The 13997-nt window shown below is 42.7% G+C and carries 15 protein-coding genes; 4 read left to right on the plus strand and 11 right to left on the minus strand.

Translation table 11 applies throughout. The annotated features are described in order from the left end of the window. Positions 1-103: 103 nt before the first annotated feature. From L3V25_RS06070 to L3V25_RS06110, 9 genes are read right to left on the minus strand one after another with little or no spacing between them, the layout of a single operon-like run. The gene (locus L3V25_RS06070; RefSeq protein ID WP_237294557.1) at positions 104-1654 is read right to left on the minus strand and encodes an aromatic amino acid ammonia-lyase; all 1551 of its coding nucleotides are present in this window, start codon (positions 1652-1654) and stop codon (positions 104-106) included. Next, positions 1638-3425 carry a glycosyltransferase family 2 protein gene (locus L3V25_RS06075; protein ID WP_237294558.1) on the minus strand — a complete coding sequence of 596 codons (1788 nt, stop codon included), beginning with the start codon at positions 3423-3425 and terminating at the stop codon, positions 1638-1640. The genes L3V25_RS06070 and L3V25_RS06075 overlap by 17 nt, the downstream gene beginning before the upstream one ends. 17 nt (positions 3426-3442) lie before the next feature. Continuing rightward, on the minus strand, positions 3443-3802 hold the full coding sequence (locus L3V25_RS06080; protein WP_237294559.1) for a 3-hydroxyacyl-ACP dehydratase: 360 nt from the start codon (positions 3800-3802) through the stop codon (positions 3443-3445). Position 3803: 1 nt separating this feature from the next. Continuing rightward, entirely contained in the window at positions 3804-5237 is a 1434-nt protein-coding gene (locus L3V25_RS06085; protein WP_237294560.1) for an AMP-binding protein, read from the minus strand. A gap of 42 nt (positions 5238-5279) precedes the next feature. Continuing rightward, a complete protein-coding gene (locus L3V25_RS06090) occupies positions 5280-5843 on the minus strand; it encodes a hypothetical protein (protein WP_237294561.1) in 564 nt (187 codons plus the stop codon). A gap of 2 nt (positions 5844-5845) precedes the next feature. Continuing rightward, positions 5846-6100, minus strand: a complete 255-nt coding sequence (locus L3V25_RS06095) for an acyl carrier protein (RefSeq protein ID WP_237294562.1) — start codon at positions 6098-6100, stop codon at positions 5846-5848. Positions 6101-6121: 21 nt separating this feature from the next. Then, complete coding sequence (locus L3V25_RS06100; protein ID WP_237294563.1) at positions 6122-6379, minus strand: phosphopantetheine-binding protein; 258 nt, start codon at positions 6377-6379, stop codon at positions 6122-6124. A 48-nt stretch (positions 6380-6427) separates the two neighbouring features. Continuing rightward, a complete protein-coding gene (locus tag L3V25_RS06105) occupies positions 6428-7219 on the minus strand; it encodes a lysophospholipid acyltransferase family protein (protein WP_237294564.1) in 792 nt (263 codons plus the stop codon). Further along, positions 7219-7959 (minus strand): beta-ketoacyl synthase chain length factor, encoded by a 741-nt coding sequence (locus L3V25_RS06110; RefSeq protein ID WP_237294565.1) that lies wholly within the window; start codon positions 7957-7959, stop codon positions 7219-7221. Before L3V25_RS06110 ends, L3V25_RS06105 begins: the two co-directional genes overlap by 1 nt. A 203-nt stretch (positions 7960-8162) precedes the next feature. On the opposite strand from L3V25_RS06110, the gene L3V25_RS06115 reads away from it, so the two are divergent. Together L3V25_RS06115 and L3V25_RS06120 are read left to right on the plus strand one after the other, a co-directional pair. Continuing rightward, positions 8163-9230, plus strand: coding sequence for a class I SAM-dependent methyltransferase (locus tag L3V25_RS06115; RefSeq protein ID WP_237294566.1), 1068 nt, complete (start codon positions 8163-8165; stop codon positions 9228-9230). Between the two features lie 25 nt (positions 9231-9255). Further along, positions 9256-10503, plus strand: a complete 1248-nt coding sequence (locus L3V25_RS06120) for an NAD(P)/FAD-dependent oxidoreductase (protein ID WP_237294567.1) — start codon at positions 9256-9258, stop codon at positions 10501-10503. Positions 10504-10593: 90 nt separating this feature from the next. Here L3V25_RS06120 and L3V25_RS06125 read toward each other — a convergent pair whose 3' ends face one another. Then, a complete protein-coding gene (locus L3V25_RS06125) occupies positions 10594-11724 on the minus strand; it encodes an HlyD family secretion protein (protein ID WP_237294568.1) in 1131 nt (376 codons plus the stop codon). Next, a complete protein-coding gene (locus tag L3V25_RS06130) occupies positions 11724-12107 on the minus strand; it encodes a DUF3302 domain-containing protein (RefSeq protein WP_237294569.1) in 384 nt (127 codons plus the stop codon). Before L3V25_RS06130 ends, L3V25_RS06125 begins: the two co-directional genes overlap by 1 nt. 251 nt (positions 12108-12358) lie before the next feature. On the opposite strand from L3V25_RS06130, the gene L3V25_RS06135 reads away from it, so the two are divergent. Further along, positions 12359-13372, plus strand: coding sequence for a bile acid:sodium symporter family protein (locus L3V25_RS06135; RefSeq protein ID WP_237294570.1), 1014 nt, complete (start codon positions 12359-12361; stop codon positions 13370-13372). Between the two features lie 125 nt (positions 13373-13497). After that, positions 13498-13989 (plus strand): mechanosensitive ion channel domain-containing protein, encoded by a 492-nt coding sequence (locus L3V25_RS06140; RefSeq protein WP_346656332.1) that lies wholly within the window; start codon positions 13498-13500, stop codon positions 13987-13989. Positions 13990-13997: the final 8 nt, after the last annotated feature.

Genomic DNA, 13997 nt, shown 5'->3' on the forward strand with positions numbered 1-13997 from the left:
CCATAAGTGTTTTACGTGTCTAGGACGCTACGCTGCTTGAGTCTTGAGCGCTTCGCTTCTCGAGCAACAAGAGCGAAGCGTACGAGTTCTCGAGTCTCGTCTATCAATACAACATCCACTCTTGCTGTTGGATCTTACCAACAAACTTACGTAAATCTGCTTCTAACGGACGATCTTCGACTACAAATTCAAAATCGGTTTGTACAGACTCAAGCATGTCTTTTAATGCCGGGCTTAAGTGTTGCTGATCCAGTTCGTTATTGCGTTTACGTAGTTCAATCGCTTGAGTCGCGGCCAATAACGATGCAGAAGCAACCTGTTCGGTTAACTGCAATACACGTAGACAGTCGCGAGAAGCAATGGTGCCCATGCTGACTTTATCTTGGTTATGACATTCTGTAGAGCGTGAAAATACACTGGCTGGCATGGTGTTTTTCAGTGCTTCGGCGGTCCATGCGGAAATGCCGATTTGTACAGCTTTAAAGCCGTGGTTAATTGGTTTACGTTCGCCGGTCGCGCCGGTTAAGTTAAACGGTAGTCCATTGTTAAACTTATAATCCATCAACTGCGCCATTTGACGATCCAGTAGATCGGCAAGGTTGGCGACTGCGGTTTTTAGGGTATCCATCGCCATTGCAATATGACCGCCATAAAAATGTCCGCCATGCAGCACGCGTTCGTTGTCACCATCAATGATTGGATTGTCATTGGCACTGTTTAGTTCATTTTCAATCATTTGACGCAACCACGGTAGGGTGTCTTGCAACACGCCAATCACATGCGGTGCACAGCGTAATGAATAGCGGTCTTGTAGGCGATCACTATTGCTTGGTGGGCGTTCAGCTTGTAGATCTGCACGTAACCAAGCGGCAATTTGTTGTTGGCCTTGATGAGGTTTGACGGCAAACAGCGCTTCATCAAAGTGGAAGTCATTTCCTTGCATACCGAGTGACACCATAGCGGTTATACGAGTTGAAAGCTGAGCCAGATATTCCGCGCGTTTGAAAGCAATACAAGCGAGTGCCGTCATCACTGAGGTGCCATTCATTAATGCTAAGCCTTCTTTGGGCTTAAGTTTAATCGGTTGAATATTTAGCTCAGAAAACACTTCAGAGGTTGGACGCACTTGGCCTTTGTATAGCACTTCACGCTCACCAATTAATACCGCCGCAAGGTAAGAAAGTGGCGTTAAGTCTCCGCTTGCGCCCACTGAACCTTCTTGTGGAATTAATGGCGTGATGCCTTGATTGATTAAGGTTACGATCTGGTTAAGTAAGTCATGAGTAACCCCTGAAACCCCTTGCGATAACGAACATAAACGCGTCGCCAATACCGCGCGAGCTTGTTGTTCATCCAAATGCTCACCTAAACCACAACCATGAAAGCGGGTTAAATGTAGTGGTAGTTCATCGACTAAATTCATTGGAATGGCAACGGTACAAGAATCGCCATAGCCAGTAGTCACACCATAAATTACGCCTTCTTGTTGCAACAAGCGTTCTAAAAAAGCCACGCCACGATCAATTTTACTCGTGAAGGCTTTACTGTTGTTCATTTGTGCCTGACTACCTTGTGCGATAGCCATAACATCTTCGATCGTCAGACGTTGTGCACCAAAGGTAATGTTGCTGTTATTACTATTTTGATTGGTCATTGTGTTCACTTTGTCCTGAATTCGGATCTTGTTGAGTCGTATTGGCACTGTCACTTGGCGCTGGATTGGTCAACTGCCAAAAATTAAAAAAATTATACCATTGTAATGGTGCTTTTAAGGTGAAGTGCTCTAAGCGTGTTGCGTATTGTTGGACTACCTTTTGCAAGGCTTGCATACGTTGTTTTCTTGGCAGACTGATTTTTTCTGCAAAGGGTTCGAAATAAACATGGTAGCGTGGGCGAGACTGAGGGTTGTGTTCATCACGTAGTCCAAACAGTAAATAGACTGGCGCAGCTAACACACTGGCGAGCATAAAAGGCCCTTGGGGAAACGGTGCTGGTTTACCGAGAAAATCCGCCCAAATTACACGTTGTTCTTTGGTGACCGAAGTGCGATCGCCGACAATCACAATCCATTCCCCTTGTTCTAGCTTTTGTTGCAATAAAATTGCAGTGTCTGGCCCTAGGGTAGTCACTTGAATCAAGTTGATTGATGAGTCAGGGTTGACCGCTTCCATCACTTTATTAAATCGCTCAGCATGTTCGGTAAACACTAACGCATTGATAGTAACGCCACGACGTAGACTACCCATCGCACGGCAAAGCTCTAAGTTACCTAGGTGCGATCCTAAAATTACAATACCTTGTTTATCGCTAATCACTTGTTCAAACTGCTGTTGACCATGAATCGTCAGATCATCGCGAGTAATATCACCGCGCCATCCAGCTAGCTTATCCAGCATGGTTTGGCCAAACGATAGTAAGTGTTGGTAGCTCGACAATGGCGTGGCTAACGTGAGTTCTTGCGCGCGATGGTAATCTTCGAGTTGTTGCAGATATTGCTCTGAGGCGAGTCGGGTTTGCTTGCCGGTTTTGTGATAATACCCAATCACCAGTTTTAGAATGGCATTGAATACAGAACGACCCAGTAGCGAATAAACCGCCATCAGAAGTTTGATACCAAATACCGTTCCTTTCTCTTTGCTTTTTGCCCAGTGAGTGTCATGGGCTGGAGTTTGTTTTACTTGCTGTGATGGCTTGAAATGTCGAGCGATCAGCTTAGGAATACGCGGTAACATGCCAAAAAATAGTTTAGTGTGCATTTTGCTGATGCGAATATTGTCATGTAGGGCATCAAAGTGAGAAATGCCATTTTCTGGATAAATGACATGAGTTTCAATGAATTGACAGTCGACACCTTGCCAGTACATTTTGACCATGATCTCGGTATCAAAATCCATTCTTAGGCCCATTGTATATCGGTCGAGCGTGGCAATGGTTGCATTCAGTGGATAAGAACGAAAGCCACACATGCTGTCTTTGATAGCCAGAGAAAGCGTTTCAATCCAGACCCAAATATGAGTGGCATAACGTCCATAAAGTCGCGCTTTGGGCACTGAGTCGTCATAGATAGGACGACCTGAGATTAACTGCTCTGGATTAGTTTGCGAGGCTTCAATTAAACGAGGAATGGCGGCTGGATCGTGCTGCCCATCGGCATCAATTTGGATTGCATGGCTAAACCCTAGTCGGTGCGCTTCCCGTAATCCCAAAATCATTGCCCCACCTTTACCTTGATTAACTGGATTAGCAAGCAAGGTCAGGTTTGGTATGTCGATTAAGTTATTTAAAGCCGCTTTGGTGTCGCTGTCACTACCATCATCCACTACCAAGATCGGATAGCCAAAAGGCTGCAAAGAGGCGATAACGCTTGCCATGGTCGAGCCGTGGTTATAGCAAGGAATGACAAAGCAGGGTGAAAATGAGGCCATATTAAGACATGCTTCCTTTAACCTAATAAGATTCGACCCGATGAATGAGTACGAACGTCATCATCTTGCCCAGAGGTATAACTAAAGTGCAGCTTTTGTTTGTCAGCATGCCAAGTTAAGGTCAGTTTGACTAGTGCGTCTTTTAAAATCGGCTCTTGAAATTTGATCACTTCCATTGATTGAAAGGATTTTGGCGAATCGAAAAGTTGCTGAGCATAATGGACCGCCCAATCAATTTGAGTGACGCCGGGCAATAAAGCAAATTGAGGAAAGTGGCCTTTAAAGTCTTCAATTTCAGCATCAATTTGTAGCCACAAAGTGAGAGTGTTTTCGTCATTTTGTTGTTTTATCACGCTGGGTTTTCTAATCACTGTCATCTTATTTACTTCTCGATTCAGAGTGGAAGAGTTGTTCAATATCACTGATTAATCGCTTACCTTGAGTGTTGAGAGGAATCTCATCAACCACTCGAAAACGACGTGGAATACCTACTGGTTCAACCCATTGATGCAAAGATTGGCGTAACATCAATACAAATTTTCCCTTACCGAGTTGGTTGAGTTTCGCTTGTCCAATTGGTGAGAGAGTAATGGCGGCAGCAGTAATCAAACGTTTTGGCTCTTGATATGGAATGACCGCAGCTTCATTAATTTCATCAAGTTGATTTAAACGACGCTCAATCTCACTTAATGATATGCGTTTTTCTTCTATTTTGATCACCCGATCAGCTCGACCTTTCAAAATAAAATGCTGTTCATCTAATAATTCACATTGATCGGCGGTTTGATACCAATTTTCGATATCCACCAAAGGGGATTTGATTTTCAAACACTGCTCGGCATTGACATCAATTTGGGTGCCGACAAAGGCTTGCCAGGGCGTATTGTTTGAGTGTTGCTGACGATGGGCAATACCACCGGTTTCAGTACTGCCGAGCACTTCATGTGGATAATGGCTAAATAAATGATTACAGGTTTTTGCTGCATCCAGAGGTAGTGGACCACCGGATGAAAAAATAGCGCGATAACGGTTTTCAGGCTCGGCTGGTGTTAAGCGCTTTAGTAAAGCCGGGCTACTGATTAACACTAAATCTTCAGTAGCATGCTCGATAATTTGCTCAGGGTATTGCCAGTCTTGGGCGAGGAATGCTCTGCCAGCTGAAAGTGGCCATAGAATACGAAATAGCAGACCATAAATATGTTGGTGAGAAACCGTGCTGGCTGTGATTGCATCCGTTAAGGATTCACCCCAAGTAGTTTGTAACTGTGCCACTTCTTTTTCGAGAATCGATAATGGTTTTTCGATAGCTTTAGGTTGACCACTAGTGCCTGAAGTAAACAAGGTGATAGCGACATCGGCTAAATCTTCAAATTGAGGTAAGCCCATCTCAGGTTTCTTAGCTAATATTTGGGGAGCTTCAAAGGCAAAGTGTGGCGCGAGCGTAGCGGAATTGATCGCCTCATCATGCAAAACCGCATCAAAGTGTTGAGAAAGCTCGGCTAGGGCTGCCGGTTGTAAATTACCCGGTATGATAAGTTGTTTTTGACTATGACAAGCCGCCATAAATGCCACGGCAAACCAGTAGCTATTATCAAAACAAAGCGCCCAACGAGATTCACTACGAGCACGCAATAGTTGGCTGAGTTGATAAGTATCTTGTTGAAATTGTTGCCAGTTAACTGCTTGGCCTTGTTGGTTGAAACCATCGAATGCAACAGGAAAATCGACAGAGCGTTGAGTGGCTCTATCGGTATTCATCAATTGAGAAATAGGAACAAAAGAAGCAGGCATCATGCTGGTGGCAATTTCCATATTGGGAGTTTTTTAAAACTAGCAGTAATAGTAACGAGTCGATTATTGCTCGTTAGATTTACGAATATAACCTCTTACTAGCCATTCAATCGTGAATAAACTTCCGGCAAACAAGTAACTGAGTAAGCCATTGTATAAGGTCCAGATCTCAAGTGGCAAAAAGCAGGTATAAAGTGCGATCGAGCCATTAATCACAAAGTAGCCACACCATACTTTGGTGACATTGCGAGTGTAGCGCACGCCACTTTCCGGTAGTTCAGGTTCTTGTAGGCGAGCCAATCGTTCCACTAAGGTTTGCGACTGCCATAAGCTACTGAAGAATAATAGAAACATCAGAAGATTCACCACCACTGGGTAGTAGGTAAACCAACCGTGTTCACGAAATAATGTCGCACATAAAGTGAGAATAATTCCCGCGCCACCACTTAACCAAGCAATGTATTTAAGCTCTTTTAACTTAGTTTGATGGCCGGCGGCAATGCGAATGACAAACAGGGCGGCAAAGATAATACCTATCACGCCAATGCCCCAACGGCTCAATCCATAATAAACCGCTAAAGGATAAGCCAATAGCAGTAGGGCAGATAAAGCCGTTAATGCGCGCATTATTATTCCTTGAGTAGCTCAACTACAGCATCAACGACGTCGTTGACGGTACGTACAGCTTTAAACTCATCGGGTTGGATCTTTTTGCCAGTTAATTTTTGTAGATGAACCACAAGATCAACCGCATCAATGCTATCGAGATCCAGCTCTTGGTAAAGTTTTGATTCAGGCTTGATGTCATCAGCATCAATTTCAAATAGCTCAACAAAGGCATCTTGTACTTTGCTGAATACTTCGTCTCTGTTTATTTCCGTCATAATATTCTTGTTCTGTCTGAGTTAGTTTTGTTGAGCACTAATGTAGTTAGCTAGGTTCGCTACCGAAGCAAAGTGCTCACGAGTTTGGCTATCGTCAGCATCAATCACAATATGATACTTTTTCTTGATGGCAAGACCGAGTTCTAGTGCATCAATGGAATCCAGCCCTAAGCCGTCTCCAAATAAAGCCGCGTCAGTTTCGATATCTTCCACTTGAATATCTTCAAGGTTTAACGCTTCAATAATTAATGCTTTTAATTCGTTGTGTAGTTGTTCCACAGTGACCTACCTAAATTGCTAAAAATATGTTCAGAGCTTGGTTTTATTTTATTGGGCGTTTTCAGGGAAAATCGCGCTCGATAAATGTCGATTCAGTTGACGCGCGGCAGTGGTTGGTGAATCACTGCTTTGGATAAAGTCATCGACCTTGATTTTGTTTTTCACTTCAACATGAAAAAAGGGTTTAGTGTCGGGTACTTGATACCATTTCATTTGTTTGGTCAAAAAGCTTGGATTCACACTAATATGAATCACCCGTAAATCGGTTTGAGTGCGAACGGCAATTTGTGCTGCTCCGCGTTGTAACTTGGATTGTTGCCCAGGTGTTGTCCGTGTTCCTTCTGGAAAAATCAGCAGAACATTACCATGATTTAGCCGTTGGCTACAGTCATCCAACAAGCTTTCTGGATCGCGATTAGGAATATAACCAGCCGCTTTAACGATCCCTTTCATAAATGGGTTATTCCAAATTGCGGCTTTCACCAAACAATCACATTGTGGCAAACATGATGCAATCAACACATAGTCAATTAAGCTTGGGTGATTGGCGACAATTAGGCAATTTCTATCTTGTTGCAGCTGTTCTACATTATCGAATCGGTAATCAATTGTGCCAGTAAATTTCATGGTGCGACAAAATAAGCGAAAAGCTCGCTGGATAATTGATTGTACTCGCATTTCACGTTGGGTTTGATTACGAGCCGTCCACGTCATCAATGGAAAGACGATAAAGGTTAGGCACAGTGCGCCGATACCAAAAATTGCAAAGCAGCTGCCAGTGGCCATTACTCGCCAGTATTTATTACAACGTTGGGCAACGCTAAGTGAATGGTTTGCCATTATTCAGCGTCACCTCGTTGCCATTGCCATTGATTTCGAGAGTCTTCAATCGTCCAGTGACGGCTTTGATGAGCTAACTGTTGAATGATATCTATGGTTTGTGAGCGATTTTTGGATTCGAAACTAGAAGGCTTTTTGGTTTGCCAGTTAATTTGAGTTTGTGAACCAGAGCCCAGCACTAGTCCTAATGCATAAAGTGGTGGGGTAGGCGTTGCGTCAAATTGGTCATAAGGTTTTGGTAGTGGCGCATCGAAGTCGATCAGTAATATCTTATGCTGTGGATTTTCTGCTAAGTAAGCACTAGCCTCAATTAAAGCGTGATGTAGGCTAGATTCGCAGCCGGCAAGTGAGGTTGCTGGAATCGGACTTTTGGTAGCAATGGTAAATAAACCTGCGCTGGTGTTATGTACCGATTGAGAAAATGCCATCGGTGAGGCTTCTTCACCTTGTAGCACTTGTTGCAGTAATTCAACGGTACGCGGTAGTTCACCATGACGACTTGAAAAAATTAGGTAGTCAAACTCAGATGTAGTCGATTGCTGTAAATGAATGGCGGTTTGTAAGGCGACTTTGCTTAATGGGCTCATGCGGCGGCGCATCATGGCCGGAATTAAATTTACTTCGAGTGATGGTTTTTCATTGTCAAAGGCATGATCGGTGTAATGCTGCCATTCTTCAGGTGTGGTTAACCCCGGAGAAAGTGCGTGCCAGTGTTCAATATTAAATGAAATAGTGTTCATTAATGCCCATTCATACCATTTATAGAAGCAAAATGTAAAAATAGCATTTTTATTGATGCAAACGCTATATTGTTCAGTCATTAATTGATACAAAAATATAACCTTTAATGGGGTATTATGAGCAATATCCAATTAAGTCATCACTTTCAAACTGAGATGACTTTGTTTTCCTTGTCGACAGATTTGTTATTTGGACTTTAATTTTGAAGCAATTTCAACACGATCCATACAATGCATTAGAAGCAAAAACTGAAGCTCAAAAATTAGCTTTCTCTCCTATTGTGTTTCATACCGCTCGAACGTTACGAGATCTTGGTATTTTAGCCGCACTAGAAAAGCAGCCAGAACAAGGTATGACGGCCGCATATATTGCCGATGCCACTCAAGTGTCTGAGTACGGCGTTAAAGTGCTATTAGACATGGCATTAAGTGCGCATATCGTGACATGGCGTGATGAGCATTACGTTCTTGCTAAGTTAGGGCACTCTTTATTAAGCGATGGCATGACTATCGCCAATATGGATTTTACGGCAGACGTTTGTTATGCCGGCATGATGCATTTAACCGAAGCGATTCAAGAAGGCACGCCAGCGGGTTTGAAAGAGTTAGGCGATTGGTCGACGATTTATGAAGGCTTATCGAGCTTGCCGAAGAAGGCGCAAGATAGCTGGTTTAAGTTTGATCATTTTTATTCGGATAATACTTTTCCTGTTTTACTCAAGCAGATTTTTGCGAATCAACCTAAGCGCATTTTTGATATTGGCGGCAATACGGGTAAGTGGACACTGCAATGTTGTCAGCATGATGAGAGTGTCAATGTCACGATTATCGATCTGCCGCAGCAAATTGCCTTAGCCAAAGAAAATATTGCTCAGCATGGTTTTTCTGAACGGGTTGATTTCTTCCCGGCCAATATGCTCGATAAGCAACAAGCCTTACCTGAAGGTGCTGACGTGTGGTGGATGAGTCAATTTTTAGATTGTTTCTCACCGATGGAAATTCTCAGTATTTTACGTCGCGTTCGTGCTGCCATGAAGCCTCAAGCCGATGTGTATATTCTGGAGTTATTTTGGGATGCTCAGCGTTATGAAGCCGCGTCATACAGCTTAAATGCCACTTCGCTTTATTTTACTTGTTTGGCCAATGGTAATAGTCGCTTTTATCGTAGCGATGATTTTTTAGAGATCGTCAAAGAAGCTGGTTTTGTGGTGAACAATCGCATCGATAATATCGGACTTGGGCATACGCTTTTACATCTTAAAGCTGATTAACATTGAAGGTAGATAGGGATTTAGAATGAGCACAATACAGAAAACATCGGTTGTGATTATTGGCGCTGGCCCTTCTGGTTCAGTAGCTGCGGCTATTCTCAAACAGCATGATATTGACTGTGTTGTGTTAGAGCGCAGTACCTTTCCTCGTTTTTCTATCGGCGAAAGCTTACTGCCCGCTTGTATGGAAAGTTTGAAAAAAGCCAAACTGTTTGATGCGGTAAATAAAGCCGAGTTTCAGTTTAAAAATGGCGCCGCATTTCGTTATCAAGATAAATATACTTATTTTGACTTTACCGATAAGTATACCCCAGGTGAGGGAACGACTTTTCAAGTTCAGCGTGGGCCATTCGATAAACTACTTGCGGATGAAGCGCAAAAGCAAGGTGTTGAGATCCATTATCAACATACCGTAACCGCGGTAGATGTTGAGCCTAAACAGCCAGTGCTATCCGTTATTGATGAGGCGGGTGAACCCTATCAAATTCAAGCTGACTTCATTTTAGATGCTAGCGGTTATGGACGAGTATTACCTCGGCTACTTGACTTAGAGTTGCCTTCAGATCTCCCACAACGAAAGGCATTATTTACTCATGTTACTGATAACATTACGGACAGCTTAGCCATTGAGCTAAATTATGATCGCGACAAGATCACCATCTATGTGCATCCTGATAATCAAAGTGTTTGGTATTGGCTAATTCCATTTAGTAATGGTGTTTGTTCAGTTGGGGTAGTCTCAACGCCTGATTTTTTTGACGCTTATCCTGATGATGAAATTGCCGCGTTAAAGCAATTAACTTCAGAAGAACCGCACTTAAAGCTGCTATTTAGGGATGCGGATTTTTGTCACATGAGCGGCACGATTGGTGGTTATTCCGCTAATGTGAAGCATCTTGCCAGCAATAACTATGCGATGTTGGGTAATGCTGGTGAGTTTTTAGATCCGGTATTTTCATCTGGTGTGACAATTGCAATGAAATCTGCTGAACTGGCAACCGATACGTTAATCCGTCAATTAAATGGTGAAGCGGTGGATTGGCAAAAAGATTACGCAGAGCCGTTAATGGTTGGGGTCGATACCTTCCGCGCTTATGTCGAAGGTTGGTATGACGGACGTTTTCAAAATGTGGTGTTTTTTGAAAATGCTCATCCAGATATAAAGAAAAAAATCAGCTCTATTTTAGCTGGTTATGCATGGGATACCTCTAATCCTTATGTGGCTAACCCGCAAAAACGCTTAAGTACTTTGGCGGAAATCTGCTCAGAATAATTTAATAGAGAGTCAAACGTTAGACAATAAAAAGCCCCGAATGAACGGGGCTTTTGTGTATCTGAAGCATTACTGCCGAGTACGTCGATATTAGTGATCGAAGTACACGTAGTTTTGCCAGCTCTTCATTCGAATTAGGATTTTACGAATGATAGCAACGTGTTCTAACTTGCCTGAGTAGACTGCAATTTCAACATTGGCACCCATAGGTAAGTTATATTGTTCGACATCGTCAATTAACTTGAACTTCACCATGATACGGCCTTGAGTTTGCAGCATGTTCGTACCTAATAAAGCGCCGGCTGCTTGGATTTGGCTTTCTGCAATTGCAGGCAGTACTTCAGCTACTTCTGCTTTAAAGGACTTACCTGGTAGCGCTCTGAAGATCACATCCGCTTCATCACCGGCTTTAATATTCAGTGTTGAGTTTTGACGGAAGGCACCAACGAAGTAATGGTCTTGGGTACTCACGAAAGTTAAAATTGGTTTAAATGGTAGTGGAACCGCCATAACACCTGGTTTTAACGCTAGTTGAGAAACATAACCATCGGTTGGAGCACGAATAATCGTTTGGTCTAGATTAAATTGAGCTCTATCTAGTGCAGCTTGAGCTTCTGCAACTGAGGTATTAACCCCATCAATTTGCGACTCGAACGCTGCTTTAGCGGCATTTTCATTAGAAAGGGCTGCTTGGTAGGCGGCTTCTGCACCTTTAGCAATTTGTTGTTTGTCATCCACTTGTTGCAAAGTAAATGCGCCACGTTTGTAACCTTTTTGGTAACGCGCTGCTTCACGTTGTGAACGATCTCTTTCTGCTAAGGCTTGCACGCTAGTTGCGGCAGCTTGTTTGTAAGCCGCTTCAAGCACTAAGACGTTTTGTTTCGCGGCAGCCAGTGCGGCTTGTTGTTGTACAACCGCTGCTTTAAACGGGGTATCGTCCAAGCGTACTAATACATCGCCTTGTTTTACTAGTTTGTTTGGTTCAACGTCGACAGAAACCACACGGGCACGGACATTAGAAACCATTGGTGTGGTGCTATAGATTTGGCCACCAAGCTGAGTGAATGGCTGGAAGTAGTTCATGGCTAAGAAGATAGAACCAAGTAAAACCACACCACCTAAAACAGCAGTTGGAACCGTCCACTTATTGAGTGGGATACGGAAGATTTTAAATATCGCAATACAAAAAGCGGTATAGGTTAGAATCAATATTGTTTCCATTAGTTTGATTCTCCCTTGGTGCTTTCTTGTGTGTTCTCAGTTGGTTTTGCTTGAGGTGATAATTCAGCCATTTGTTTTTGTAGCTGAGAGATTTGCTTATTCAATTCATCCACTTTATGGTGCATATCATCTTGTTCGGCTTGTAGTTTATTAAAGCCCCAACCACGGTCTTCACGCCATAAGGTCGCCCAGATCCACAAGAATGGCCAAAGTACATGCAAAGTAAATAGACTTACCCAGCCCGCAACATGAATGGCATCTTGGTGAGGATGATTGCGTTTTTTGGAAATTTCATAGGGGATATCGTGAATAACAATGATGCCGTAAAACAGCACCAGTACGACGAAAATAAGTATGCCCAGGGCTACATAATCTAATGTCATTATTTTTCCTTTACCTGTTCGCTTAATGTAATGCGCTGACAGTTACTAATAAAAATATCGTGATTTTATCAATGCTAGTTAATATTCTATGTCAAACAAGGCTTTGTTTAAAACATAGTGTTTTGCACTCTTAGGGCAGCATCTCAGAATATAGATGCGTTTTTTTTAATTATATGCCACCTTAGTTTATACGATGCCAATGAAGTTCCAAAGTTTTTATCCAATTTAATTTATTAAGAGATATTAGTCATATGCGTTTAAATCTAGTCGCTGCATTAAAGAAAGAATGGTTTTTAGTCGCGATGGTCATCTGCATGTTACTCGCTACGATTATTCCTGATGTTGGGCGTAGTCAAGGTAGTTTGCATTTAGATCAAGTGACCGCTTTCGGCATTGCGATTGTTTTCTTTTTGCATGGTATCGGCCTTTCTCCGCAATCGTTAAAAGCGGGGATGAGTAATTGGCGACTTCATCTATTTATTCAGTCGGCGACGTTTATTCTCTACCCTTTACTTTGGGTAGTGTTCGGTCAGGGCTTACTGGCTGTGATGCCTAGCGCATTGGCATTTGGTTTCTGCTTTCTATTTGTATTGCCGAGCACCATATCTTCATCGGTTGCGATGACTGCGATTGGTCGAGGCAATATGCCGGGAGCGATATTTAACGCATCACTTTCTAGTATTCTTGGGATCTTAATTACCCCACTCTTGGTTCAAGTGTTTATGGGCTTAGAGGGCGCGAAAATTGATGTTATGAAATCAGTCACTTCCATTTCGACGATGCTGTTATTGCCTATGGTGCTTGGCCAACTGTTGAGACCTTTTTTGCTGGCTAGTTTTGAAAAGCATAAAAGCATTATTGGTAAACTGGATAAATACGTCATCTTATTGATTGTTTTTAATGCTTTTAGTGATTCAGTTGCAGAGGGCATTTGGCATAGCTTTTCGATTGAGTATGTCATTATGTCGGTTGTGATTTGTGGGCTGGTGCTGTTTTTTGTTGTGAACTTGATGGTTAAAAGCGCTCGTTGGTTGGGCTTTGATCATGCTGATGAAGTGGCGGCGGTGTTTTGTGGTAGTAAAAAAACCTTGGCAGCAGGCGTGCCAATGGCGAAAGTGATTTTTAGTGCTGATCCTAGGTTAGGGATGATATTGTTGCCGATAATGATTTATCACCCATTACAAATATTTTATTGCGCAGTTCTGGCTAACCGTTATCAAAAGAAAGCCATCGCTCGTGAACAGCAAATAGAGGCAAATAATTAATGTCGACAATACCTCAAGAATGGTTGGTGTTTACTCAAGACTATTACAAATGGTTTATCACCGTATTAGTGCTGGTGTTTTATCCTATGTTGCGCCGTATTCCTGCCAAGATCTTTTTGCGTGGAATGAAGTCAGGCATTAGTCCTCACCGTAAGCAACGCGCTAGGTTATTACTCAATACCATTACTTCTATCATTCTAATCTGTTTGCTATTGATGCTATGGGGGATTGAACTAAGAGGTTTATTGGTTGTTGGTTCCTCCATGTTTGCTTTATTGGGTGTGGCGCTCTTTGCCGGTTGGTCATTACTGAGTAACTTAACCAGCTTCTTAATTTTGTTTACCCAAAATGATTGCCGAGTGGGGCGCTGGGTGAGAGTGGTGGATGGTGCTAACTTTTTAGAGGGTGAAATCACGGAAATGGGCTTTATGAATGTTCAGTTACGTAGTCTTGATGGAGATTTGATTTTGTACCCGAATAACTTATTTATGACACGCCCGGTGATTGTATTAAAAGAAAAGCCACAGCCAAAAGAGACGGATGCCTCTGAAGTCGCGCTAGAGCAGAATGTGAGTGCTGGTGAAGCGAAAGTTAGCGAACAAACTGTAAAATCATAATAACCATC

This window comes from Vibrio sp. CK2-1 (genome assembly GCF_021726515.1).
GTDB lineage: Bacteria > Pseudomonadota > Gammaproteobacteria > Enterobacterales > Vibrionaceae > Vibrio.

Excerpts from the sequence above, each read along its gene's own strand:
- L3V25_RS06125 (WP_237294568.1), bottom strand. The coding sequence starts at position 11,724 with ATGGAAACAATATTGATTCTAACCTATACCGCTTTTTGTATTGCGATA.
- L3V25_RS06140 (WP_346656332.1), top strand. The coding sequence starts at position 13,498 with ATGAAGTCAGGCATTAGTCCTCACCGTAAGCAACGCGCTAGGTTATTA.
- L3V25_RS06130 (WP_237294569.1), bottom strand. The coding sequence starts at position 12,107 with ATGACATTAGATTATGTAGCCCTGGGCATACTTATTTTCGTCGTACTG.
- L3V25_RS06070 (WP_237294557.1), bottom strand. The coding sequence starts at position 1,654 with ATGACCAATCAAAATAGTAATAACAGCAACATTACCTTTGGTGCACAA.
- L3V25_RS06110 (WP_237294565.1), bottom strand. The coding sequence starts at position 7,959 with ATGAACACTATTTCATTTAATATTGAACACTGGCACGCACTTTCTCCG.
- L3V25_RS06080 (WP_237294559.1), bottom strand. The coding sequence starts at position 3,802 with ATGACAGTGATTAGAAAACCCAGCGTGATAAAACAACAAAATGACGAA.
- L3V25_RS06085 (WP_237294560.1), bottom strand. The coding sequence starts at position 5,237 with ATGGAAATTGCCACCAGCATGATGCCTGCTTCTTTTGTTCCTATTTCT.
- L3V25_RS06090 (WP_237294561.1), bottom strand. The coding sequence starts at position 5,843 with ATGCGCGCATTAACGGCTTTATCTGCCCTACTGCTATTGGCTTATCCT.
- L3V25_RS06105 (WP_237294564.1), bottom strand. The coding sequence starts at position 7,219 with ATGGCAAACCATTCACTTAGCGTTGCCCAACGTTGTAATAAATACTGG.
- L3V25_RS06135 (WP_237294570.1), top strand. The coding sequence starts at position 12,359 with ATGCGTTTAAATCTAGTCGCTGCATTAAAGAAAGAATGGTTTTTAGTC.
- L3V25_RS06095 (WP_237294562.1), bottom strand. The coding sequence starts at position 6,100 with ATGACGGAAATAAACAGAGACGAAGTATTCAGCAAAGTACAAGATGCC.
- L3V25_RS06075 (WP_237294558.1), bottom strand. The coding sequence starts at position 3,425 with ATGGCCTCATTTTCACCCTGCTTTGTCATTCCTTGCTATAACCACGGC.
- L3V25_RS06120 (WP_237294567.1), top strand. The coding sequence starts at position 9,256 with ATGAGCACAATACAGAAAACATCGGTTGTGATTATTGGCGCTGGCCCT.